This window comes from Geodermatophilus normandii (assembly GCF_003182485.1).
Lineage (GTDB): Bacteria > Actinomycetota > Actinomycetes > Mycobacteriales > Geodermatophilaceae > Geodermatophilus > Geodermatophilus normandii.
In genome coordinates this window covers 1,132,501-1,155,960 of sequence record NZ_QGTX01000001.1, presented here as the reverse complement: position 1 = coordinate 1,155,960, position 23,460 = coordinate 1,132,501, and the positions used below count along the sequence as shown (strand labels likewise).

The 23,460-nt window shown below is 75.0% G+C and carries 23 protein-coding genes (1 of these 23 only partly in view); 9 read left to right on the top strand and 14 right to left on the bottom strand.

The annotated features are described in order from the left end of the window. Positions 1-110: 110 nt before the first annotated feature. Together JD79_RS05720 and JD79_RS05715 are read right to left on the bottom strand one after the other, a co-directional pair. On the bottom strand, positions 111-992 hold the full coding sequence (locus JD79_RS05720) for an ABC transporter permease (RefSeq protein WP_245899777.1): 882 nt from the start codon (positions 990-992) through the stop codon (positions 111-113). Further along, positions 989-2,002: an ABC transporter ATP-binding protein gene (locus tag JD79_RS05715; protein WP_110004739.1), complete on the bottom strand. Its 1,014-nt coding sequence runs from the start codon at positions 2,000-2,002 to the stop codon at positions 989-991. The genes JD79_RS05720 and JD79_RS05715 overlap by 4 nt, the downstream gene beginning before the upstream one ends. Positions 2,003-2,323: 321 nt before the next feature. Here JD79_RS05715 and JD79_RS05710 point away from each other — a divergent pair, with 321 nt between their 5' ends. Beyond that, complete coding sequence (locus JD79_RS05710) at positions 2,324-3,658, top strand: right-handed parallel beta-helix repeat-containing protein (RefSeq protein ID WP_110004738.1); 1,335 nt, start codon at positions 2,324-2,326, stop codon at positions 3,656-3,658. A gap of 68 nt (positions 3,659-3,726) precedes the next feature. Here JD79_RS05710 and JD79_RS05705 read toward each other — a convergent pair whose 3' ends face one another. From JD79_RS05705 to JD79_RS05685, 6 genes are read right to left on the bottom strand one after another with little or no spacing between them, the layout of a single operon-like run. Further along, the gene (locus JD79_RS05705) at positions 3,727-4,413 is read right to left on the bottom strand and encodes an SRPBCC family protein (protein WP_110004737.1); all 687 of its coding nucleotides are present in this window, start codon (positions 4,411-4,413) and stop codon (positions 3,727-3,729) included. After that, positions 4,410-6,824, bottom strand: a complete 2,415-nt coding sequence (gene cutA / locus JD79_RS05700) for an aerobic carbon-monoxide dehydrogenase large subunit (protein WP_110004736.1) — start codon at positions 6,822-6,824, stop codon at positions 4,410-4,412. The genes JD79_RS05705 and cutA overlap by 4 nt, the downstream gene beginning before the upstream one ends. 28 nt (positions 6,825-6,852) lie before the next feature. Continuing rightward, positions 6,853-7,371, bottom strand: a complete 519-nt coding sequence (locus JD79_RS05695; protein ID WP_110004735.1) for a (2Fe-2S)-binding protein — start codon at positions 7,369-7,371, stop codon at positions 6,853-6,855. Next, on the bottom strand, positions 7,368-7,787 hold the full coding sequence (locus tag JD79_RS23515) for an FAD binding domain-containing protein (protein WP_245899776.1): 420 nt from the start codon (positions 7,785-7,787) through the stop codon (positions 7,368-7,370). The genes JD79_RS05695 and JD79_RS23515 overlap by 4 nt, the downstream gene beginning before the upstream one ends. After that, positions 7,763-8,242: an FAD binding domain-containing protein gene (locus tag JD79_RS23510; protein ID WP_245899774.1), complete on the bottom strand. Its 480-nt coding sequence runs from the start codon at positions 8,240-8,242 to the stop codon at positions 7,763-7,765. The genes JD79_RS23515 and JD79_RS23510 overlap by 25 nt, the downstream gene beginning before the upstream one ends. Next, positions 8,239-9,765 carry a uracil-xanthine permease family protein gene (locus JD79_RS05685; protein WP_110004734.1) on the bottom strand — a complete coding sequence of 509 codons (1,527 nt, stop codon included), beginning with the start codon at positions 9,763-9,765 and terminating at the stop codon, positions 8,239-8,241. The genes JD79_RS23510 and JD79_RS05685 overlap by 4 nt, the downstream gene beginning before the upstream one ends. A gap of 183 nt (positions 9,766-9,948) precedes the next feature. Between JD79_RS05685 and JD79_RS05680 the strand changes: the two genes are divergently transcribed. After that, complete coding sequence (locus JD79_RS05680) at positions 9,949-11,448, top strand: AllF/FdrA family protein (protein ID WP_245899772.1); 1,500 nt, start codon at positions 9,949-9,951, stop codon at positions 11,446-11,448. Continuing rightward, the gene (locus tag JD79_RS05675; protein WP_245899770.1) at positions 11,445-12,872 is read left to right on the top strand and encodes a YlbE family protein; all 1,428 of its coding nucleotides are present in this window, start codon (positions 11,445-11,447) and stop codon (positions 12,870-12,872) included. The genes JD79_RS05680 and JD79_RS05675 overlap by 4 nt, the downstream gene beginning before the upstream one ends. 135 nt (positions 12,873-13,007) lie before the next feature. Here the strand turns inward: JD79_RS05675 and JD79_RS05670 are convergent, their stop codons facing one another. Continuing rightward, positions 13,008-13,769, bottom strand: coding sequence for a DUF2470 domain-containing protein (locus JD79_RS05670; protein ID WP_110004732.1), 762 nt, complete (start codon positions 13,767-13,769; stop codon positions 13,008-13,010). A gap of 60 nt (positions 13,770-13,829) precedes the next feature. On the opposite strand from JD79_RS05670, the gene rpsD reads away from it, so the two are divergent. Continuing rightward, positions 13,830-14,432, top strand: coding sequence for a 30S ribosomal protein S4 (gene rpsD, locus JD79_RS05665; protein ID WP_110004731.1), 603 nt, complete (start codon positions 13,830-13,832; stop codon positions 14,430-14,432). Here rpsD and JD79_RS05660 read toward each other — a convergent pair. After that, complete coding sequence (locus JD79_RS05660; protein WP_110004730.1) at positions 14,420-15,085, bottom strand: 3-oxoacid CoA-transferase subunit B; 666 nt, start codon at positions 15,083-15,085, stop codon at positions 14,420-14,422. The genes rpsD and JD79_RS05660 overlap by 13 nt on opposite strands. Continuing rightward, complete coding sequence (locus JD79_RS05655) at positions 15,082-15,750, bottom strand: 3-oxoacid CoA-transferase subunit A (RefSeq protein ID WP_110004729.1); 669 nt, start codon at positions 15,748-15,750, stop codon at positions 15,082-15,084. Before JD79_RS05655 ends, JD79_RS05660 begins: the two co-directional genes overlap by 4 nt. 74 nt (positions 15,751-15,824) lie before the next feature. Here JD79_RS05655 and JD79_RS22470 point away from each other — a divergent pair, with 74 nt between their 5' ends. Continuing rightward, a complete protein-coding gene (locus tag JD79_RS22470; protein ID WP_170149131.1) occupies positions 15,825-16,430 on the top strand; it encodes a hypothetical protein in 606 nt (201 codons plus the stop codon). Then, complete coding sequence (locus tag JD79_RS22465; RefSeq protein WP_170149130.1) at positions 16,427-16,978, top strand: RNA 2'-phosphotransferase; 552 nt, start codon at positions 16,427-16,429, stop codon at positions 16,976-16,978. The genes JD79_RS22470 and JD79_RS22465 overlap by 4 nt, the downstream gene beginning before the upstream one ends. 18 nt (positions 16,979-16,996) lie before the next feature. On the opposite strand, the gene bar is transcribed toward JD79_RS22465, so the two are convergent. Then, the gene (gene bar / locus JD79_RS05645) at positions 16,997-18,100 is read right to left on the bottom strand and encodes a barbiturase (protein ID WP_110004728.1); all 1,104 of its coding nucleotides are present in this window, start codon (positions 18,098-18,100) and stop codon (positions 16,997-16,999) included. A gap of 14 nt (positions 18,101-18,114) precedes the next feature. Beyond that, entirely contained in the window at positions 18,115-19,125 is a 1,011-nt protein-coding gene (locus JD79_RS05640) for a carbamate kinase (RefSeq protein WP_110004727.1), read from the bottom strand. 124 nt (positions 19,126-19,249) lie between these two features. Between JD79_RS05640 and JD79_RS05635 the strand changes: the two genes are divergently transcribed. Continuing rightward, positions 19,250-19,687, top strand: coding sequence for an SRPBCC family protein (locus JD79_RS05635; RefSeq protein ID WP_110004726.1), 438 nt, complete (start codon positions 19,250-19,252; stop codon positions 19,685-19,687). Between the two features lie 2 nt (positions 19,688-19,689). On the opposite strand, the gene JD79_RS05630 is transcribed toward JD79_RS05635, so the two are convergent. Continuing rightward, complete coding sequence (locus JD79_RS05630) at positions 19,690-20,508, bottom strand: PHP domain-containing protein (RefSeq protein WP_110004725.1); 819 nt, start codon at positions 20,506-20,508, stop codon at positions 19,690-19,692. A gap of 78 nt (positions 20,509-20,586) precedes the next feature. Here JD79_RS05630 and JD79_RS05625 point away from each other — a divergent pair, with 78 nt between their 5' ends. Both JD79_RS05625 and JD79_RS05620 read left to right on the top strand, forming a co-directional pair. Next, on the top strand, positions 20,587-22,812 hold the full coding sequence (locus tag JD79_RS05625) for a RecQ family ATP-dependent DNA helicase (RefSeq protein ID WP_110004724.1): 2,226 nt from the start codon (positions 20,587-20,589) through the stop codon (positions 22,810-22,812). Between the two features lie 39 nt (positions 22,813-22,851). Then, positions 22,852-23,460 carry the 5' portion of an alpha-ketoglutarate-dependent dioxygenase AlkB gene (locus tag JD79_RS05620; RefSeq protein WP_110004723.1) on the top strand. The gene runs 24 nt beyond the window's last position, so 609 of the gene's 633 nt are visible here — the first part of the coding sequence; its start codon is at positions 22,852-22,854; its stop codon lies beyond the right edge, outside the window.

The window sequence follows — 23,460 nt, the reverse complement described above, 5'->3', positions numbered from 1 at the left end:
CACGACCCAGGCGGCCACGACCCAGGCGGCCCCGACCCAGGCGGCCCCGACCCAGGCGGCCCCGACCCAGGCGGCCCCGACCTCCACGCTCCCCGCCCGGGGCCCGGGGCTCAGGAGAGGTCGCGGCGGGCGAGCAGCAGGCCGGTCAGGGCGATCGCGCCGGCGAGGAACGCGCCGAGCACCCAGGCGGCCTGGCCGCCGTCGACGACCGCGACGACGCCCGGGGTCCGCACCGTGCCCCCGGCCAGCGCGGCCACCAGCGAGCCGGCGTTCACGCCCGGCAGCGCCCGCTGCAGGGTGTCGAAGACCTCCAGCAGCGGTGCGGCCACGTTGACGACCAGGCTCTCGACGGCGAGCACCCACACCAGCCCGAGCCCGATGGCCAGCGCCGTGCCGCGCAGCGCCGTGCCGAGCAGCATGCCGAGCACGCCCCAGGTGGCGGCCACGAGGAGTCCGCCGCCGAAGCCGCGGGCGAGCTCGCCGAGCGCCGGCCAGTCCGCCGGTGCCCCCTCCGCACCGGCGATGAGCGCGCTGGCGCCGGCGGTGAGCGCGAGGCTGAACGCGACCGTGCCGGCGAGGACGGTGAGCAGCGCCAGCACCTGCCCGGCGAGGACGGTCGTCCGCCGCGGCCCCTGGGCCAGCAGCGACTTGAGCGTCCCCCAGCCGTACTCGCTGCCGGCCAGCAGGGCGCCGAGGGTGAGCAGCAGCGCGCCGCCGAACAGCGGCAGGCCCGACAGCGCGTTGCCGACCAACCGGTCGGGGAGCGTGGTGGCCAGGACCTGCTCGGGTGGGATGCCCTCGAAGGAGGAGCCCCGGCGGTAGCTGATGTAGGGGATGAGCAGGCTGAACACCAGCTGCAGGGCCGGCCACAGCCCCAGCAGCACCCAGGTGGCCGGGCGGCGTCGCAGCTTGAGCAGCTCGGCGCGGACGATCGACGGCAGGGACCCGGAGGTGCGCACGGGCCGCCCCGCGAACGCGGTCGCGACGCTCACCGCTCGCCCCGGCGCGTCCGTGTCCGGCGGGCCGGTGCCGGGTCGGGGGGTGGGCCGGCGTCCCCGTCGGTGAGCTGCAGGAACACCTCCTCGAGGGTGCGTGCCTCCTGGCGCAGCCCGGTCACGTCGACGTCGGCGAGGACCAGGGCGCGGTTGACCGCCGCCGTCTCGCCGGGGGAGGTCTGCAGGTGCAGCGCGCCGTCGACGACCGACACCCGGTCGGGGCCCAGCAGCCGCCGGGCGACCGCCGCCGCGGTGTCCAGCGGCCGGGCGTCGACGACGAGCCGCCCGAGCCCGCGCAGGTCATCGACGGTGCTCTCGACGAGCAGCCGTCCCGACGCGACGACCGCGACCCGGTCGCACAGGTGCTCCACCTCGCCGAGCAGGTGGCTGGAGAGGACGACGGTCCGCCCCTCGCCGGCCAGCCGGCGCAGCAGGCCGCGCACCTCGCTGATGCCCGCCGGGTCCAGGCCGTTGGTGGGCTCGTCGAGGACGACCAGCGCCGGGTCCTTGAGCAGCGCGGCGGCGATGCCCAGCCGCTGCTTCATGCCGAGGGAGTAGGTGCCGAAGCGGTCCCCGGCGCGGTCGGCGAGGTCCACGGTGTCCAGCACCGCGTCGACGCGCGCCGTCCCCACGCCCGCGTAGCGCGCGAGCACCCGCAGGTTGTCCCGGCCGGAGAGGAAGGGATAGAGCCCGGGACCCTCGACGAGCGCGCCCACCTCGGCCACCGACGCGCCGGCCGGCCGGCCCAGCACGGTGGCCGACCCGCTGGTGGGCCGGACGAGGCCCAGCAGCATCCGCAGCGTCGTCGTCTTGCCGGCGCCGTTGGGCCCCAGGAAGCCGAAGACCTCGCCCCGGCGGACCCCCAGCGACAGCGCGTCGACCACCGTCCGCCGGCCGTAGCGCTTGGTGAGGCGGTCGGTGACGACGACGGGATCGGCGACCGGCGTGCCGGGCACCGTCGGGGCGGGGGCGGCCGGCCGGCCGACGGTCTCCGGGGCGGTCGTCATGCGGGGACTGTGCCCGTGGCGCGCCCGGGATGTCGACGCTCCGAGGGGCCTTCGTGCCGAATCCGACCCGGGGCGTGCGACCTGTGGGGGAGGGCCCCTCCCGAGGTGGACACCCGGCTCCACCACGGGGTCCGGACGGCCTCCCCGCGAGCCGGTCGTACGACCTCCGGTGGACCCACGTTCATACCCGGGACCGCTTGGACGGCGCCGCGCTCACAGGGATCGTCTGCCGCGTTGCCAGGCACCTCACAGGTCGCCCGTGCTCCTGTCCCCGCTCCCGAGCGTCCGTCAGGGACGCCGCGCAGACGAGAGAGGCCACCCATGGACCCATCCACGACGACGAGGACGAGGACCCGCGCCAGATCACGTGTTCTGGCGGCGGCCGGCGCGGGTGTCCTCCTCTTCGCCGCCCTCCCTGCGGGCATCGCCTCGGCGCACGGCGGCGGTGACGGCCGCACCCTGCACGTCGGACCTGGCCATTACACGTCGATCCAGGACGCCGTCGAGGACGCCAACTCCGGCGACACCATCCGGATCGCTGCGGGCACCTACAACGAGGCCGTCTGCATCCAGGACAAGGGTCTGACCATCCGTGGCGCCGGACGCGACCGGACGATCATCAAGTGGGACATCGGTGTCGTGCCGACGGACCCCAGGGGGATCCCCTGCTGGCAGGCCACCGACGACGCCGACCAAGAGGATGACGACCCGCAGGACACCCTGGACGACAACGTCTCCGGGCTGTTCTTCCTCAACCCGGACAGCCCTGTGGTCGTCAAGGACCTGCAGACGAGGAACCACACGGCCAACGGCATCGCCGCCTGGGGTGCGGACGGCTTGACCGTGACCAACACCAAGGGCGTCGGTCACGACCGGTACGGGATCCTCGGCGCCAACTCGCGCAACATCCACGTGGTCGGCAATGTCGAGGAGGGCATCGACCGGTCCACGAACCCGCTGGCGCCGGACGCCGGGACCGCGGGGATCTCCGTCGGTGACTCGGCTGACTCGGGGACGTTCATCGCCGGGAACCGGGTGCGCGGCTACAACCTCGGGATCTTCCTCCGCGAGTCCAGCGGCGGCCGGGTGGATGCCAACCACCTGTCCGGCAACTGCATCGGCATCCTGGCCTTCGACGACTCCTTCACGGAGATCCCCGGGTCGCCGCCTAACGTCGAGGCCGGGGACTGGAAGATCAGCGCCAACGTCTCGGCGGCGAACAACCGGTACTGCCTGCAGGGCCCCAACGGCGACCAGCGCATCTCCGGTGTCGGCATGGCGGTCGTGAACATGACCGACGTGCGGTTCACGGCCAACGTCATCCGCGACAACAAGGCGGCGCCGCCGCAGGGCGCCGGGCCGCTGACCTTCCCGTCCGGCGGGCTCGTCATGCTCACGTTCGAGCCCTTCACCCCAGGCGGGGTCGATCCCGGCCCGGTGGACCGGGTGGACGTGGTGGCCAACTGGTTCGGCGACAACCACGGCTTCGAGTTCCGAGGTGCTCCCCCGCCCGTGAGGGTCCAGCTCGACATCCTCCTCTCGCAGGCCGTGCCGAACACCCCGGTCGGCACCCCTGGAGAGGACATCGAGTTCCGGGCCAACCGCTGCGACGCCAGCATCCCGTACGACATCTGCGGACAGCCCTACCCGGTCTGACCGCACCTCCGCCCGAGGGCGGTCCCGGCACTGTCGCCGGGGCCGCCCTCGGCGCGTGTACGGGAGTACTAGCGGCGGCGGCCGAGGAGCCAGCCGACGAGGACGCCGAGCAGGGTGAGCCCGGCCCCGCCGAGCGCACCGACGGCGAGGGTCCGCAGGTCCGACGAGGCGACGGCGGGCGCGGTCCTGGTCCCGCTGAAGACCTCCGGAGCGGACGCGGACGGCGTCCCCGCGGGGACGCTCGCGGGCTCCGTCCCCGTCGAGCTCACCGCGGCCGACGAGGCGCGGGCGGCCGCGGGCGCGGTCTCCACCGGCGCGCCGGAGGTCAACTCCCCGTCCACCGCGGCGAAGAACTGGCCGGCCATCCGCTTCGCGACGCCGGAGATCATCCGCTGCCCGACCCCGGCCACCGGCCCGCCCACCACGGCGTCGGCCGACCAGCTGAGCGTCGTCCCCTCCTCGGTGGGCTCGAGACCGATCGTCACCCTCGCCCGGACGTTGCCCGGCGCGCCGGCGCCCGAGGCGTGCATGACGTAGGACGAGTACGGCTGCTGGTCGGTCAGCCGCACCTCCCCGGCGTAGGTGCCGCGGATGGCGCCCACGCCCACCGCGACGTCCATCCGGTACTCGTCCTCGCCGGTGCGCTGCAGCGTCTCGCAGCCGGGGATCGTCCGCGCCAGCACGGCGGGATCGGTGAGGACCGCCCACACCTGCTCGGGCGACCCGTGCAGCACCGCCGACCCGTCGAGGTTCACGCGGGCACTCCCGTCTGGAGGGACGCCGCCGTCCGCTCCGCCGTCTCGTCTCTCATGAGGTCGTAGAGCTCGGTCGGCGAGATCGGCATCGACGCGATCCGCCGTCCGGTGGCGTCCTCGATCGCCGAGGCGATCGCCGCCGTCCCGGGGATGACCCCGGCCTCCCCCGCACCCTTGATCCCCAGCGGGTTCAGCGGCGACGGCGTCTCCTGGTGGTCGATGACCACGTCGGGGACCTCGGAGGCGTAGGGCATGAGGAAGTCCATGAACGACGCGTTCTGCAGCTGCCCGTCGGCGTCGTAGGCCATCCGCTCGTACAGCGCCCCGCCCACGCCCTGGGCGACGCCGCCGTGCACCTGGCCCTCGACGATCATCGGGTTCACCACGTTGCCGCAGTCGTGCACGACCGCGTAGCGGACGACGTCGATCTCCCAGGTCCGCGGGTCGATCTCGACCACGGCGGCGTGCGCGCCGGAGGCGAACGTCGAGCGGATCGGGGAGTAGTAGTCGCGGTGCTCCAGGCCCGGTGCGTCGCCGGGGGCCACGGGCGGCTTCGAGTCGTCGCCGGGGCCGGCGAACTGGGTGGCCTGCCGGGCCGCCTCGTCGAAGGCGTAGCGCAGCGGGTTGGACAGCACCGCGACGGTGCGCAGCGGGACCGACGCGCCGGGCGTGCCCCTGACCTGCACCAGGCCCTCGTCGATCTCCAGGTCCTCGGGGTTGGCCTCGAGCACCTCGGCCGCGATCCGGATCGCCTTCTCGCGCACCCCGCGGGCGGCCAGGGCGACGGCGTTGCCGCTCATCACCGCGGCCCGCGAGGCGAACGTGCCGACGGCGTACCCGAAGCGCCGGGTGTCGCCGGTGTGCACCTCGACGTCGTCGATCGGGACCCCGAGCTCGGAGGCGACGATCTGGGCGAAGACCGTCTCGTGGCCCTGCCCCTGCGAGGTCAGCCCGGTGGAGACCAGCACCTTGCCGCTGCCGAGCACCTGCACGTGGCCGCCCTCGTACGGGCCGGGGCCGGTGCCCTCGACGTAGAGCGCCATGCCGACGCCGAGCAGCTTCCCGCGGGCCCGCGCGTCGGCCCGCAGCGCCTCGGTCTCGTCCCAGCCCACCAGCGCGACCAGCTTGTCCAGCAGCCCGGGGTAGTCGCCGGAGTCGTAGATGACCGGCCGGCCGTCCTGGAAGGTCAGGTTGTGGTCGTAGGGGAACTGGTCGGGCGTGATCAGGTTCCGCCGGCGCACCTCGGCGCGGTCGAGGCCGAGCGCGTCGGCGATGCGGTCCATCGTCCGCTCCATCGCGTAGCAGCCCTGCGGCCGCCCGGCGCCGCGGTAGGGCGTGACGATGACGGTGTTGGTGTAGACGCTCTCGACGACCACCCGGTACACGGGGACGACGTAGGGCCCGACCAGCTGGGTCGCCGTCACGATCGGGACGATGATCCCGTAGGGCGTGTAGGCGCCGTTGTCGTGCCAGACGTGCACGTCGAGCGCGGTGATCCTGCCGTCGTCGTCGTACCCGACCGTGATCTCCTGGCGCTGCTGGCGCTCGTGGGCGCTGGAGACGAAGTGCTCGCGGCGGTCCTCGGCCCACTTGACCTCGCGGCCGAGCCTGATGGCGGCCATCGGCACCAGCAGCTCCTCGGGCCACGGGTGCACGATCTTGACGCCGAAGCCGCCGCCGACGTCGGGTGCGATCACCTCGACGCGGTCCAGGGACAGCTCCAGCTTCGCCGCGATCGCCGCGCGCACCGACGTCGAGGCCTGGGTGCTCGAGTGCACGCGCAGGCTGCCGTCGTCGGCGTCCCAGCGGGCGTGCACGCCCTTGCCCTCCAGCGGGGTGCAGGCGCTGCGCTCGATGTACTGGGTGAAGGACAGCGTGTGCGGGGCGGCGGCCAGTGCCGGCCCGACGTCGCCGGTCTCCTGGTGGTGCCGCGCCGCGACGTTGTCCGGGACGTCCTCGTGCACGACGGCGCGGGCCTCGCGGGCGGCGTCCACCCCGACGACGACCGGCAGCTCCTCGTAGGTGACGACGATCCGCTCGGCGGCGTCCTCGGCGACGTACCGGTCGGTGGCCACGACCATCACCACCGGCTCGCCGACGTGGTTCACGACGCCGTTGGCCAGCGGGTAGCCGGTGCGCGGCGCGTGCAGCTGCGGGTGGGGGATGAGGACGGGCAGCGGCTCGGCCATAGGGCCGGTGAGGTCCTCGTAGGTGTAGATCGCCACCAGGCCCTCGACGTCGAGGGCCGCCTCGACGTCGACGTCGAGGACACGGGCGTGCGCGTGCGGGCTGCGGACGAAGGCCGCGGCCAGCGCGCCGGCGCCGAGGTCGTCGAGGTAGCGGCCCCGGCCGGTGACGAGGCGGGCGTCCTCGCGCCGGCGGACCGGCTCCCCGAACAGCTTGGTGGTCACTGGTCCGCCCTCCGCGCGCGAACGGCGGTCACCGTGCGTCCCGCATCGTGGCGGCGGCGTGCCGGACGGCCTTCTTGATGTTGGCGTAGCCGGTGCACCGGCAGAGGTTGCCGCCGACGAGCTCGTCGACCTCCTCCTCGGTGATCTCCGCGCTGCGGTCCCGCGCCTCCAGGCCCGCCGCGATCGTCACCAGGAAGCCCGGCGTGCAGAAGCCGCACTGCAGGGCGTGGCACTCGCGGAAGGCCTCCTGCACCGGGTGCAGCACCTGCCCGCCCTGGTGGTCCTCGCGGGCCAGGCCCTCGACCGTGGTCACCTCGGCGCCGTCGACCTGCACCGCCAGCACCAGGCAGGAGCGCACCGGCTCGCCGTCGACGAGCACCGTGCAGGAGCCGCAGACGCCGTGCGCGCAGCCGACGTGCGTGCCGGTCAGGCCGAGGTCGTCGCGCAGCGCGTCGGCCAGCACCCGGCGCACCGGGACGGTCGCCTCGCGGGGGACCCCGTTGACCGTCACGCGGACGGTCCGCTCGGTGTCGATCGAGCTGGTCATGCGGCACTCCTCTGGGCGGCCTCGGCGGCGGCGTCGGCCAGCGTGCGCTCGGTCAGCACGCCCACCAGCAGGCGCCGGTAGTCGGCGCTGGCGTGGATGTCGGTGTCAGGGTCGACGAGGGTGCGGGCCAGCGCGCCGGCCGCGGCCCAGTCGGCGCTGTCGACGGGCTTGCCGGCCACGGCCTCGGTGAGGTCGTGCACCTCGGGCACGAGCCCGACGGAGATGTAGGACGCCCGCACCGCGGACACCCGGCGGTCGGCGTCGAGGGTCACGACGACGCCGGCGCCGCACACGGCGTAGTCGCCCTTGCGACGGGCGATCTCGGCGAAGGCGGTGCCGGACCGCTCCGGCAGGGCGGGGAAGAAGGCGTCGACCACGACGGCGCCGCCGCTCAGCGACGTCTCCAGCGGCCCCACGAACAGGTCCCGCCAGCCGACGGTCTCCCGGCCCCCGCGGTCGCCACGGTCACCGAGCCACCGGTGAGCGCCAGCACCGAGGTCATCTCGCCGGAGGGGTCTGCGTGGGCGATCGAGCCGACCGTCGTCCCGCGGTTGCGGATGGCGGGGTGGGCGACGTTCGCCGTCGCCCGGGCCAGCAGCGGCTGGACCCGGGCGGCCGGCTCGTCGCGGAGCAGCCGGGCGTGGCGGACGAGCGCGCCCACCCGCACGCCGTCCCCGGTGACCTCGACGGCGTCGAGGCCGGGCACCCGGTTGACGTCGACCAGCGTGGCCGGCGCCGCCAGTCGCATCGCCAGCAGCGGCAGCAGGGACTGCCCGCCGGCGAGCACCTTGGCGCCGGGGTCGGCGGCCAGGACGTCGAGCGCCTCGTCGAGGGACCGGGGGTCGGCGTAGCGGAAGGGAGCGGGTTTCACTTCTCGAGCATGTCCCTGCGACGGCCGTCGGCGCCGGGGCGCCCCACCTGGTCCACCGACGACGGGTCGGCGCTGACCTCGTGCCGGCCGCTGTGCCCGAGGGCCGGGCCGGTGCCGTCGACGAACCCGCGCTCCTCCACGAGCGCCGCCTTCATCTCGGCCGGTGCGACCGACCGTGCGACGTGCCAGCCGACCACGACGACGATCGTGCCGAACGCGATGCCGCTCAGCGGGAAGGAGTCGGTGATCTGCAGCGTCACGTTGCCGATCGCGATGATGATGCCCGCGGCCAGCGGCACCAGGTTGATCGGGTTGGCGAAGTCGACCCGGTTCTCCTTCCAGATCTTGGCGCCCAGCAGGCCGATCATCCCGTAGAGGACGACGGTGATCCCGCCCAGCACCCCGCCCGGGATGATGTTGATCAGCGCACCGAACTTCGGGCACAGGCCGAGCAGGATCGCCACGATCGCGGCCACGTAGTAGGCCGCCGTCGAGTAGACGCGGGTGGCGGCCATGACGCCGATGTTCTCGGCGTAGGTGGTGGTGGGCGAGCCGCCGACGGCCGAGGCGACCACGGTGCCGACGCCGTCGGCGAAGATCGCCCGCCCCATCACCGGGTCGAGGTCCCGCTTGGTCATCGCGGACACGGCCTTGACGTGACCGGCGTTCTCGGCGACGAGCGCGATCACCGCGGGCAGCACCAGCAGGCTGAAGTTCACGGAGAAGCTCGGCGCGGTGAAGGTGGGGAGGCCGATCCAGTCGGCCTGGCCCACCGCGTCGAAGTTGATGCGGTCGTGGGGGAACGCCGTCGCGACGCAGTACGGGCCTGCGGCGGTACAGGGGTTGCCGTCGGCGTCCAGCAGGTTCTGCCCGGGCAGCACGGAGGTGATCTGACCGGCGGTGACGTCGAGCAGGATGGACAGCAGGTAGCCGAAGACCAGGCCGAGGAGGATCGAGACGCGGGCCCAGAAGCCGCGCAGCAGGAGCGAGGCGACGATGATGAACACCATCGTGGCCAGCGCGACCCACTGGTCCTGCGGCCAGTACGTCCCGGCCACGACCGGGGCCAGGTTGAAGCCGATCAGCATGACGACCGCGCCGGTCACCGCCGGCGGCAGGACGGCGTTGATGGCCCGCGGGCCGACGAAGTGGATGGCCAGGCCGACCAGCGCGAGCACGACGCCGGCCACGAGGATCGACCCCACGACGTCACCGGAGTCCCCGCCGTTGGCCCGGATGGCCACGACCCCGCCCACGAAGGCGGCGCTGGTCCCCAGGTAGCTGGGCACCTTCCCCTGCACGATGAGCAGGAAGATGATCGTGGCGACGCCGCTCATCATGATCGCGAGGTTGGCGTCCAACCCCATGATCAGCGGGAAGACGAACGTCGCACCGAACATGGCGACGACGTGCTGGGCCCCGATGCCGACGGTGCGCGGCCAGGAGAGGCGCTCGTCGGGTGCGACGGCCTCGCCCAGTGGCGGGGTCTTCCCACCCTCGTAGAGCTTCCAACCGAACGCCATGGGGCCCTCCTCGACGGGCACGACCGATGTGGCCCGGGAGGTGCCGCCACCCCCGGGAGGCCGTCACAGTGTCACGCGACACGCAGGCGCGAAAGTGCCTCAGCGCTAAATGTTCGAGCGGCAACAAGATCGTTGCGCCGTTGATATCTCACCGCTGAGGCACCGCCCGGTACGGTCGGCGGGGTGAGCGCTCCAGGCCCCGGAGAGGGCGTCCGGCACGTCTCCCTGCGCAGCGGCGTCTACGCCGACTCCGTCCGGTTGATGCAGGTCAGCCGTGACGTCGGCGCCCGCGAGGGGGTGGTCGCGGTGCTCGTCGCGATGGCCACCCCGCTCAACGTCGACCTCGCCGCCGGCATGGGGCTCGCGCCCGACGAGACGCCGTCGCCCGACCAGCTGCTCATCGCCGTCCGGGCCGTCGACGACGACGCCCTGGCCGCCGCGGTGGCCGCCGTCGACGCCGCGCTGGCCGAGCGCGAGCGCTCCCGTGCGACGGCCGACGCCCAGCCCGCGCGCACGATCGCCGCCGGCCTCGAGGACCTCGACCCCGGCGGCCCGGCGCTGGCGATCGTCAGCGTCCCCGGGCAGTACGCCGCGCTCGAGGCCGCCGACGCGATCGCCGCCGGCCGCAGCGTCCTGGTCTTCTCCGACGGGGTGCCGGTGGAACAGGAGGTGGCGCTCAAGCGGGCCGCCTCCGAGGCCGACGTGCTGGTCATGGGCCCCGACTGCGGCACCGCGATCGTCTCGGGCGTCGCGCTCGGCTTCGCCAACGTCGTCCGCCCCGGCCCGGTGGGCGTCGTCGCGGCGTCGGGGACCGGCGCGCAGCAGGTGTCCTGCCTGCTCGACGCGGCCGGCGTCGGCGTCTCGCACGTCCTCGGCGTGGGCGGGCGCGACCTGTCCGAGGCCGTCGGCGGGCTGGCCACCCTGGCCGCTCTCGCCGCGCTGGACGCCGACCCGGCCACCGAGCGGGTGCTCGTCGTCTCCAAGCCGCCGGCGCCGTCGGTGGCCGAGGCGGTCGCCCGGGCCGCCGCCGGACTGTCCACCCCGGTGCGGTCGGCCGCGCTGAGCCCGGAGACGCCCGACCTCACCGCCGCCGTCGAGGCGCTGCTCGCCGACATGGGCCGCGACGTGCCGGTCTGGCCCTCGCGCCCCGGTCCGGCCGAGGCCGCGCTGCCCGGCGCCGTCCTCAAGGGCCTCTACTCCGGCGGCACGCTCGCCGACGAGGCGATGCTCCTCGCGGTCCCCGTGCTGGGCGACGTCCGCTCCAACACGCCGCTGCGGCTCGAGCTCGCCCTCGGGACGGACCTGTCCGCCCCCGGGCACACCGTGGTCGACTTCGGCGACGACGCCCTCACGGTGGGCCGCGCGCACCCGATGATCGACCCGACGCTGCGGCTGGAGGCGATCGACCGGCTGGCCGCCTCCGGCGAACCCGCCGTGCTGCTGCTCGACGTCGTCCTCGGCCACGGCGCCGACGCCGACCCCGCCGCCGCGCTGGCGCCCGCGCTCACCGCCGCCCGGGCACGGGCGCACCTGCCCGTCGTCGTCGCGCTGGTCGGCACCGAGGCCGACCCGCAGGGCTGGAGCCGGCAGGCCGACGCCCTCGCCGCGGCCGGTGCCGCGGTCTTCGCCTCCAACGCCGCGGCCACGCGGTACGCCATCGACCTGCTGGGAGCCGAGCTGTGACCTCGACCGGAGCGCTGGGTGGACTGCTGGACGGCCCGCCGGCCGTCGTCGCCGCGGGGGTCGAGGTCTTCTCCGGCTCCCTGCGCGCCCAGGGGGTGCCGGTGGGCGACGTCGACTGGCGGCCGCCGGCGATCGGCGAGCCCGCCGACCTCGCCGCGCTGGCCCTCGACCCGCGCCGCGCCGCGGCCAACCGGACCGCGGTCGAGCGGGTGCTGGCGGCAGGGTCGGTGCTGACCGACGTCCGGCCGGCGCGGGAGACGCTCGGGCTCGAGGGCCGGGTCCTGCTGCACTCCGGTCCGCCGCTGACCTGGGAGGCGGCCTCGGGCCCGATGCGCGGGGCGCTGATCGGCGCCTGCCTGTTCGAGGGCTGGGCCTCGACGGTGGAGGACGCCGAGGCGCTGCTCGCCTCCGGCGGCGTGACGCTCGACCCCTGCCACCACCACTCCGCCGTCGGGCCGATGGCCGGGGTGACCAGCCCGTCGATGTGGACCTGGTGCCTGGAGGACCCGGTCAACGGCGGCCGCGCGTACTGCAACCTCAACGAGGGCCTGGGCAAGGTGCTGCGGATGGGCGCCTTCAACGAGGAGGTGCTCACCCGGCTGGCCTGGATGCGCGACGTCCTCGGCCCGCTGCTGTCGCGGGCGGTGCGGTCGATGGCCGAGCCGCTGGACGTGAAGGCCGTGCTCGCCCAGATGCTGCAGATGGGCGACGAGGGGCACAACCGCAACCGCGCGGGCTCGCTGATGACCCTGCGCGAGCTCTCGCCGGCGCTGGTCGCCCTGGACGCGCCCTCGGCCGACACCGCCGCGGCGCTGGCGTTCATCGGCGGCAACGAGCACTTCTTCCTCAACCTCGGCATGCCGACGGCGAAGCTCGCGATGGACGCCGCCCGCGACGTCCCCGGCTCGACGATGGTCACCGTCATGGCGCGCAACGGCACCGAGTTCGGCGTCCAGACGGCGGGCACCGGCGACCGCTGGTTCACCGGCCCCGCGCAGACGCCGGTCGGCCTGTTCCTCGGCGACTACGGCCCCGAGGACGCCAACCCCGACATCGGCGACTCCGCGATCATGGAGACCTACGGCGTCGGCGGGTTCTCGATGGCCGCAGCCCCCGCCATCGTGCGGTTCGTGGGCGGCAGCGTCCCCGACGCGCTGGCGACCACCGAGCGGATGTACCAGCTCACGCTGGCCGAGAACCCGGCGATGGCCATCCCGATCCTCGGGTTCCGCGGCGCCCCGACCGGCATCGACGTCCTCTCCGTCGCGCGCACCGGCTGGCTGCCGCAGATCAACACCGGCATGGCCGGGCGGGTGGCCGGCACCGGCCAGGTCGGCGCCGGGCTGGTGCAGCCGCCGCGGGAGTGCTTCGAGCAGGCCCTGGCGGCCCTCGCGCAGGAGGCCCGCGCCGCGACGGCCGCCTGATCGGCCGCTCCCGCTCCGTCGAGATCGGCGATCTCGCACGCCGAGGCGTCCCGGTGGCGACGAGACCGCCGATCTCGTCCGCCGAGGCGTCCCGGTGGCGACGAGACCGCCGATCTCGTCGCCGGTCGACCGGATCTACGCCGGACCGCAGGTGAGCAGGGTGCCCAGCGCCGCGGCCAGGCCGTCGCCGCCGGTCAGCGGCGCGGGGAAGGGGGCGCGCAGGTCGTGGCAGGACGCCCGCGCCTCGACGCGGACGCGCACGCCGTGCCGGTCCAGGCCGAGAAGGCGGACGTCGTCGCGCGGGCCGGCCCAGGTCTGCACGCGCCCGAGCAGGGAGTCCAGTGCGCCGGCGTGCGCGGCGGCGAGGGCGGACTCGTCGGCGCTCACCGGGTCCGGCCGCGCGGCGGTGAAGTCGTCGGGGTCCACCTCGGCCGTCGTCCCGGCGTCGGTGAGCAGGACCTCCGCGAGGTCGAGACGGACCAGCACGGCGCCGAGGCCGACGTCGAGCAGCGCGTCCGACGGGCGCACCTCGGCCAGGTCGAGCAGGGACCGCTGCACGTCGGCGGGGTGGACCGGGGTCAGCCAGCCCGACAGCGACACCTGCCCGCGCAGGGGGTGCCGCAGGGGGAACGGCGCGCGGTCGGTGACCGTGAGCCGCGCGGGCAGGTCGCCCAGCGGGGAGCTCCGGAGCGCGCCGGCCAGCCGCCCGTCCGCGGGGACGACGACGAGGACCTGCCCGGCGGCAGTCGTCCCGCCCACCGTGACCCCGACCGCGCCGACGCCGACGGCGTGCAGCGCCGCCGAGGCCCGGGCGGCCACCGTGCGGGCGCGCTCGGCCGGGAGGGGCTGCGGGATGCCGGTGGTGCCGGCGGCGCGGGGGGAGGAGCCGGCGGTCATCGATCACCTCGGCGGTCGGCGTGCGGGTAAGGTGAACCTAACCTAACTCTGGAGGTCCCGGTGAACACCCCGCGTCCCAAGGTCCGGCTCAGCCGCCGGCTCGGCCTGCCGCTCACCCCGAAGGCGGTGGGCTACTTCGAGCGCCGCCCGTACCCGCCGGGCGAGCACGGCCGCAAGCGCAAGCAGCAGAGCGACTACTCGACCCGGCTGCTGGAGAAGCAGCGGCTGCGGGCGCAGTACGACGTCAGCGAGACCCAGCTGCGCCGCGCCTTCGACCGCGCGCGGCGGACCGGCGGCAAGACGGGTGAGGCGCTGATCCAGGACCTCGAGTCGCGGCTGGACGCCACGGTGCTGCGGGCCGGCTTCGCGCGGACCATCTACCAGGCCCGCCAGTTCGTCACCCACCAGCACGTCCTGGTCAACGGCCGCCGGGTGGACCGGCCCTCCCACCGGCTGCGGCCCGGCGACTGGATCTCCATCGCCGAGCGCTCCCGCACCAAGGAGCCGTTCCAGGTCGCCGCCGCCGGCGCGCACGCCGAGGCCCCGGCCTACCTCGAGGTGCGGCCGGCCGACCTCACCGCCCGGGTGGAGCGGGTCCCGGCCCGCGAGGAGGTCCCGGTGGTCTGCGAGGAGCAGCTGGTCGTGGAGTACTACTCCCGCTGACCGAGCACGCCGACCTCGTCGGCGAACGACAGCCGCGCGGCGGTGGCGCCCTGCAGGTCCTCGCGGGTGAGCCCGGCGACCATCTCGCGCACCAGGAAGCCGTCGGCGGTGACGTCGAGGACGGCGAGGTCGGTGTAGACGCGGTCGACCACGCCGGCGGCCGTGAGCGGGTAGCTGCAGCGCGGCACGAGCTTGGGCTCGCCGGCCTTGGTCGTGTGCGTCGTCATCACCAGCACCTGCCTGGCGCCGACGGCGAGGTCCATCGCGCCGCCGACCGCCGGGGGGTGCGAGGCGTCGTCGGTGGCCCAGTTGGCGAGGTCGCCGCGCTCGGAGACCTGGAAGGCGCCGAGCACGGTGAGGTCGACGTGGCCGCCGCGCATCATCAGGAACGCGTCGGTGTGGTGGAAGAACGCCCCGCCGGGCAGGAGGGTCACCGGCTGCTTGCCGGCGTTGATCAGCTCGGGGTCCTCCTCGCCCGGCGCCGGGGCCGGGCCCATCCCGAGGATGCCGTTCTCCGAGTGGTAGACGACCTCCTTGTCGGAGCCCACGCAGTCGGCGACCAGCGTGGGCAGCCCGATGCCGAGGTTGACGTAGGCGCCGTCGGGGATGTCCCGGGCGATCCGCCGGGCGACGTCCCGCACGTCCAGCCTCACGCTGCCTCCACCTGTACGACGCGGTCGACGAAGATCCCGGGCGTCACGATCGTCTCGGGGTCCAGCTCGCCGAGCTCCACGAACGCGTCCACCTGGACGACGGTCAGCGCGGCCGCGGCGGCCATCGTCGGGCCGAAGTTCCGCGCGGCGGTGCGGTAGACCAGGTTGCCCCAGCGGTCGGCGCGGGCCGCCCTCACCAGGGCGACGTCGCCGGGCAGGGGTTCCTCGAACACGTGCCGGCGCCCGTCGATCACGCGCACCTCCTTGCCCTCGGCGAGCCGGGTGTCCGCGCCGGTCGGGGTGAAGAACCCGCCGAGCCCCGCGGCCGCGGCGCGCATCCGCTCGCTCAGCGTGCCCTGGGGGACGAGCTCGAGCTCCACCTCGCCGGCCCGCCAGCGCTCCTCGAACCAGATCGAGCCGGCCGAGCGCGGGTACGAGCAGACGATCTTGCGGACCCGGCGCTCACGGAGCAGCGCGGCGACGTCGGTCTCGCCGGACCCGGCGTTGTTGGTGACCACCGTGAGGTCGGTGGTGCCGCGGTCGAGCAGCGCGTGCACCAGCTCCACCGGGACGCCGGAGGCGCCGAACCCGCCGACGAGCACCGTGGCGCCGTCCTCGATGCCCTCGACGGCGTCGGCCAGCGACGCGACCCGCTTGTCGATCACGTGTCCCCTCCGATCGGTCGGCCTGACGCTAACCGGCTGGCGGATCCGCGGCTCGACCCGCCAGGCTGCTGCCCGTGTGGCAGATCGGATCCCCGGGTGGCGAGGACGGGCCCGACGAGGAGTTCCTGCGCCGGATGGGCCCGCCGGACAACGAGCTGCCGACGGCGCTGCCGGGAAACGCGCTGCTCGCGCGCACCCGGGACGCGGCGATCGCCGTGACGGGTCTGCAGGTGTACTCGACCGGGGTGTCGATGACCCTCCTCGTCCGGGTCCGCGAGCCGCTTGCGCCGCGGCGGGGCCTGCACGAGGTGGTGCACGGCCTCGACGGCGGCGGCCTGCTCGTCGGGGTGGGCCTGGCCGACGGCCGGCGGGTGGCCAGCGGCGGCGTGCCCCGCAACGACCCGGACCTGGTCTGGCAGCCGACGGGGGGAAGCGGCGACGACCGCTCCGTCGAACAGGGCTGGTGGCTCTCCCCGCTGCCGCCGGACGGGCCGCTCACCGTCGTCGTCCGCTGCCCGGAGCTCGGCGTCGAGGAGACGGCCACCGAGCTCGACGGGACGGCGATCCGGGCGGCCGCGGCGGACGTGGTGGAGCTGTGGCCGTGGACGCCGCCGAAGCCCTGGAACCCGGAGCCCCCGCCCCCGGACCTGCCGCCGGGGTCGTGGTTCGCCGGACCGTGAGGCGCGACGACGTCGTCCGGGTCAGCAAGCGGCTGTCCCACGTCCTGCGGCACCGTCCCGACACCGTGGGCGTCAGGCTCGACGAGGCCGGGTGGGTCGACGTCGACACGCTGCTCGCCGCCCTGGCGGCGCACGGCCTGCCGCTGACCCGCGAGGACCTCGACCGCGTCGTCGCGGGCAACGACAAGCAGCGCTTCGCCTACGACGACCGCGGCACCCGGATCCGCGCCAGCCAGGGACACAGCGTGCCGGTGGCGCTCGGGTACACCGCCGAGCCGCCGCCGGACGTGCTCTTCCACGGCACCCCGGTGCGCAACCTCCCGGCCGTCCTCGCCGAGGGGCTGCGTCCGGGGCGCCGGCACGCGGTGCACCTGAGCCCCGACGCGGCCACCGCCCGGGCGGTGGGCGAGCGCCGCGGGCGGGCCGCCGTCCTGCGCGTCGACGCCGCGGGCCTGGCCGCCACCGGGGCGGTGTTCACGCGGTCGGCCAACGGCGTGTGGCTGGTCGACGCCGTGCCGCCGGCCTTCCTCACCGTCCTCGGGCCGTGACCACCGGGACCGGCGGGCCTACGCCTCGACGATCGCGGCGACCGGGCCGCCGCCCGACGGCCCCTGGTGCACCGCGGCCACCGACACGAACACCGCCGGGTCGCCGGTCACCGAGGCCGCGACGCCCCCGACCGTGGCCTTGATCTGCCGGTGCCAGAAGACGTCGGAGTCGTCGAGCATGGCGTTGCGCCGGCCGCGGACGTAGCCGGTCGGGTCGGCCTCGCACTTGAGGAAGACGTTGACCAGCCGGCCGCCGAGGTCGCTGACGTGCGGCCGCTCGGGCAGGTCGAGCCCGGCCTGGCGGATGGCGTCCCAGATGCCGTCCTGGTCGAGCGCGTCCTTCATCACCGAGTGGCCGATCCGGTACCGGCCGCCGTGCCCGCGGGCGTTGCCCACGACGACGATCTGCGCCCGGTCCAGCTCCACGCCCGACGAGCACGAGGCGACGGCGCTGAACAGCGACAGGTCGCGCATGACCTGCGACTGCTCCGGCATCTCGATCTCGCCGAGCGCCACCGCGATGCCCAGCGCCGTCGTGCCGTTGGACAGGTCCATCGAGCCGTGCGGCTCGTCGTAGTACGTGTCCTTGCCGCGGCTCTTGGCGTCGCGGATGGTCTCGATGGTCAGCAGCGGCGTCTTGGTCTGCACGTAGTGGACGTCGGCCGCGTCGGTGATGCCGGCGGCCTCCATCGCGCGGCGCACGCCCTCGGCGACCTTCTCCACCATCGAGATGCGGCCGATGTCCTCGGGCAGCAGCACGTCGCTCATCGCGTAGCCGACGGTCAGCCGCGGCTCGTCGGTCTTCTCGACGGCGTCCTCGGGCAGCGTGGCGAAGATCGTGGCGTGCGGGCTGATGACGCCGTCGGTGCCGCCGGACCACACGATCGGGATCTCCCCGACCTCCTCCTTGGACCGGGTGCCCTTCTCCAGGAGCACCTCGCGGAAGGCGCGGTCGGCGATGATGCGGGTGTAGTCGTTGACGCCGCCGTTGCCCTCGGTCTTGCCGATGACGGCGACGACCCGGTCGGCCTCCATGACGCCGTCGTCGATGAGCTTGGCCAGCTCGCTGGCGTCGCTCACGTTGTGCAGCGGGACCTTGCGGACCTCGATCGGTGCGGGCACCTGTTCCTCTTCTCTCACGGGTGGCCCTGCTGCGGGGGCCCGCCGCGAGCCTGCGAGCGGTGGGGGTCAGCAGGGTCCTTCTGCAGGACGGTCCCGACGGCGTCACCGGTGACGGCGTCGGCGATGTTCTCGAGCGAGGTGACGACGGCGCGCTCGCCGCCGGCCTCCACGAAGCGCAGGGCGGCCTCCACCTTCGGGCCCATGCTGCCCCGCGCGAACTGGCCCTCCCGGGCGTGCGCGCGGAGTTCGGCGACCGTGACCCGGCCGAGCGGCCGCTGGGACGGCGTCCCGAAGTCGACCATGACGTTCGGGACGTCGGTGGCGATCACCAGGGTGTCGGCCCCCAGGTCGCGCGCGAGGACGGCGGCGGTGAGGTCCTTGTCGATGACGGCCTCGACGCCGCGCAGGGGCGCGCCGTCGGCGGCGTCGGCGGTCACGGGGATGCCTCCGCCGCCGGCGCAGACGACGACGAAGCCGGCCGCCGCGAGCGCGTGGATGGCCGGGGAGTCGACGACCGACCGCGGCTCGGGTGAGGCGACCACCCGCCGCCAGCCCCGCGACCCGCGGTCCTCCCAGACCTGGCCGAGCGCGACGAACCGCTCCGCCTCCTCGCGCGGGAGGAAGCGGCCGACCGGCTTGGACGGCTCGGCGAAGTGCGGGTCGTCGGCGTCGACCAGGGTCCGCGTGACCAGCCCGGCGGTGCGCTGGGGCAGCCCCCAGGCGGCCAGGGCGGCGTCCAGCTCGTCGGCGACGGTGAAGGCGATGGTGGCCTGGGTCTGGGCGACGTTCCAGTCCAGCGGCACCGGCGGCACGACGTGCGCGGCGAGCTCGTTCTTGACCAGGAGGTTCCCCACCTGGGGGCCGTTGCCGTGGGTGAGCACCACCTCGACCCCGGCGGCCACCACCTCGGCGACGTGGCCGGCCGCCTCGCGGATCGCGTTCCGCTGGGCCGCCGGCGTCGCCGAGCCGTCCGGCCCGGTCATCGCGTTGCCGCCGAGGGCGATCACGGCGCGGCGGGAGGTCACCCCGGCGACCCTAGCGTCGTTTCTCTTAGCGGTGAAGTAGTTGGCAGGAGGTGGCGCCTCCCCACGAGGCACCGTCGGCGGGACGATCACCGCGGGCACGGGGGCCGTCCGGAGGGAGCCGGCGATGCGCGTCCACTTCGACTTCGACACCCGTGCCACCCCGGCACAGGTCCGCGAGGCCCTCACCGACACCGGCGCCCGCCGGCTGGAGGTCTGGTCGCGCTCGCTGGACCCGGCGAAGTACGAGGTCCTCGAGGAGGGCGAGGGCTGGGCCGTCGTCCGCGAGGGGAGCGCCGGCGTGCCCTTCTGGGTGCTGCTGCGCTACGAGTGGCCGACGCCGGACCGGGTCACCTGGACGCTGCTGGACAGCGACCACTGCGACCGGGGAACCGGCGAGGTCCGGATCACCCCGCGGGACGGCGGCAGTCACGTCGACGTCGTCATCCACCACGCCGGCGGCCGTGGCCTGCGGGGCCGGGCCGTGCTGCTCGCCCAGCGACTCCTCGGGCCCGTCGCGTTCGCCCGGGGTTGGCGGGCGGCCCTGGACCGGATGGCCGGCTGAGCTCAGCGGTGCCAGAAGTCGAACCGGTCGCGGCCCGGGCGGAAGCCGGCCGCCTCGACGACGTCGACGGCCAGGTCGAAGCGCTGCCCGACCGCGCCCGGCTGGTGGGCGTCGCTGCCGAAGCTGACCGCCTCGCCGCCCTCCTCGCGGAACCAGCGCACCTGGTCCACCGAGGCCAGCGGGCTGCTCGTGTTGACCTCGAGCGCCCGGCCGGTGCCGGCCAGCGCGCGGAACACCGCCCGGTACTCCTCCTCGTAGTCCTTCTCCACGTACCGGTGCGAGCCGCCGGGCCAGTACCGCCGCGGGAAGTCGACGTGCGCGAGCACCTGGAAGACGTCGCTGCTCTCGACCATGTCGACGACCTCGGCGAGGTAGCGGCGCATCGTGCCGTCGGCGTCGGAGTAGAGCAGCTGGCCGACGCCGTAGAGCCGGTCGCCGTCGTGCAGCGAGTGCAGCGAGCCGAGGACGCGGTCCACCGGCGCGTCGGCGAGGTGGGCGGCGATGCTGGCCGAGAACAGGTGCGGCTCGCCGGCCTCGACGCCGGACCAGATCCGCAGCTCGGGGAACCGCTCGCGGACCTCGGCCAGCTCGGCCCAGTAGCCCTGCGTGTCGATGGGGGCGTGCCGCGAGGCGTGCCGGTCGACCAGGCCCAGCGTGGTGGCGCGGTCGTCGGCACCCCACACGGTGAAGTCCAGGTGCTCGGTGAAGGCGATCGCCGGCAACCCCTGCGCCACGGCCTGCTCGCAGGCCCGGGCCATCGTCACGCTGCTCGGGGTGTCCCACGACCACCCGGTGTGCACGTGGTTGTCCGGCGGTCGCATCGTCCCCATCCTGCCCGCCGTCCCCAGGTCGCGCTCGGACGGTCCCGCTGTCGGGGGACGCCCCTACTGTCGGGAGCCATGAGCACCGCCGCGCCGCCGTCCGATCTCGCCACCGAGGCCCTCGGGGTCCTGCGTGAGCTGACCGGGCGGCCCGACGCGGTCTTCCGCGAGGGCCAGGACGCCGCCGTCGCCGCGCTGGTCGAGCGCTCCGAGCGGGCGCTGGTCGTGCAGCGCACCGGGTGGGGGAAGTCGGCGGTCTACTTCGTCTCCACCGCGCTGCTGCGCCGCCGCGGCGCCGGGCCCACGCTGCTGGTGAGCCCGCTGCTCGCGCTCATGCGCGACCAGGTGGCCGCCGCCGCCCGGGCCGGCATCCGCGCCGTGGAGATCTCCAGCGCCAACGCGACCGAGTGGGACGACGTCGCCGCCGCCCTGGCCGCCGACGAGGTCGACGTCCTGCTCGTCTCCCCGGAGCGGCTCACCAACCCGCGCTTCCGCGAGGAGCAGCTGCCCGGCCTGGTCGCCCGCTGCGGCCTGCTCGTCGTCGACGAGGCGCACTGCGTCTCCGACTGGGGCCACGACTTCCGCCCCGACTACCGCCGCATCCGCGACCTGCTCGGCACCCTCCCGCCGGCCACGCCGGTCCTGGCGACGACGGCCACGGCCAACGAGCGCGTGGTGGCCGACGTCGCCGAGCAACTCGGCGCCGGCGGCGTCGGGGTGACCACGGTCCGCGGCCCGCTGGCGCGCGACTCGCTGCGCCTGGGCGTCCTGCGGCTGCCCACCGACCGCGCGCGGCTGGCGTGGCTGGCCGCCCACCTCGGCGACCTGCCGGGCAGCGGCATCGTCTACACGCTCACCGTCGCCGCCGCCGAGGAGACGGCGGGGCTGCTGCGCGACGCCGGTCACGACGTGCGCGCCTACACCGGCCGCCTCGACGACGCCGACCGCAAGGACGCCGAGGAGGCGCTGCGGGAGAACCGGGTCAAGGCGCTGGTGGCCACCTCGGCGCTGGGCATGGGCTTCGACAAGCCCGACCTCGGCTTCGTCGTCCACCTCGGGGCGCCGTCGTCGCCGGTCAGCTACTACCAGCAGGTGGGCCGCGCCGGCCGCGCCGTCGAGCACGCCGACGTCCTGCTCCTGCCCGGGCCCGAGGACCTGGCCATCTGGCAGTGGTTCGCCACCTCGTCCATGCCGCGCGAGGACCACGCCGCCGCCGTCCTGTCCGCGATGGCCGACGGGAAGGCGTGGTCGGTGGCCCGGCTGGAGACGGTGGCCGACGTCCGCCGCTCCCGGCTCGAGCTGCTGCTCAAGGTCCTCGCCGTCGACGGGGCCGTGGAGCGGGTGCAGGGCGGCTGGCGGTCCACCGGCCGCCCGTGGGTCTACGACGGCGACCGCTACGCCCGCGTCGCCCGCACCCGCGAGGCCGAGCAGCGGGCGATGATCACGTACGCGGAGCCGGTGGACGAGGCGCGCTGCCGGATGGCCTTCCTCCAGGAGGCGCTCGACGACCCGACGGCCGCACCCTGCGGCCGCTGCGACGTCTGCGCCGGCCCCTGGTACCCGACCGACGTGCCCGAGGGGGCGGCGGAGGCGGCCTCGGCCGCCCTGGACCGCCCGGGAGTGGAGCTCGCGCCGCGCGCGCAGTGGCCCACCGGCGCCGACCGGCTGGGCGTCGAGGTGAAGGGCAAGATCGCCGCGGGCGAGCTGCTGGACCCGGGCCGGGCGGTGGCCCGGCTCACCGACCTGGGCTGGGGACAGCGCCTGCGGACCCTCCTCGGGGACGACGGCGTGGGCGGCACGGTGACCCTCGACCTCGAGGCCCCGGGCCTGGAGGAGGACCCCGACGCCGCCTTCGACGTCCCGGTGCAGCGGTCGATCTCCGACGTCCCGCCCGACGAGGACCTGCTCCGGGCCTGCGCCCGGGTGCTGGGCGCGTGGGACTGGGCGGAGCGGCCCGCCGCGGTGGTGGCCGTCCCCTCGCGCCGGCGGCCGCGGCTGGTGACCGGGGTGGCGCAGGGGCTCGCGCGGCTGGGCCGGCTGCCGTACCTGGGGGAGATGTCCCTGGCCTCCGGCGGGCCGACCGGCGGACCCGGTGGGAACAGCGCCTTCCGGCTGGCGGGCGTGTGGCAGCGGGTCGTCGTCGGGCCGGAGCTGCGCTCGCGGCTGGAGGAGCTGGGCGCGGTGCCGGTCCTGCTCGTCGACGACCTCGCCGACTCCCGCTGGACCATGACGGTCGCCGGGCGGGAGCTGCGCCTGGCCGGTGCCTCCCGCGTCCTGCCCTTCGCGCTGGCCCTGACCGCCTGAGGGGTCGTACACCTGTTCGATCCCGCGTAGCCTGCCGCCATGACGCTCGCGCACCAGCCGTCGATGTTCGACGTCGCCGAGGAGGCGGCGCTCACACCGCTGCGGGGCCGGGTCCGGCGCCACGTCCTCAGCCGCGGGGCGTGGGTCGACCACCTCCCGGGATGGGTCACCGGGTCCGACGAGGTGCTCGAGGTGCTGCTGGGGGACATCGGCTGGCGGGCCGACCGCCGGCAGATGTACGACCGCGAGGTCGCCGTCCCCCGCCTCCTGCGCTGGTACGGCCGGGGCGAGGACCTGCCCCACCCGCTGCTGACCGGGGCGCGCGCGGCGCTGGACGCCCACTACACGGACGAGCTCGGCGAGCCGTTCGTCACCGCGGGCATGTGCCTCTACCGGGACGGTCGCGACAGCGTCGCCTGGCACGGCGACCGGCTGGGGCGCAGCCGAACCCAGGACACGATGGTCGCGATCGTCTCCTTCGGGTCCCCCCGCCCCCTGCTCCTGCGCCCGGCCGGAGGTGGCGGCGAGACCCTGCGCTTCCCGCTCGGGCACGGCGACCTCGTCGTGATGGGCGGCTCCTGCCAGCGCACGTGGGAGCACTGCATCCCGAAGACGACACGACCGGTCGGGCCCCGGGTGAGCGTCCAG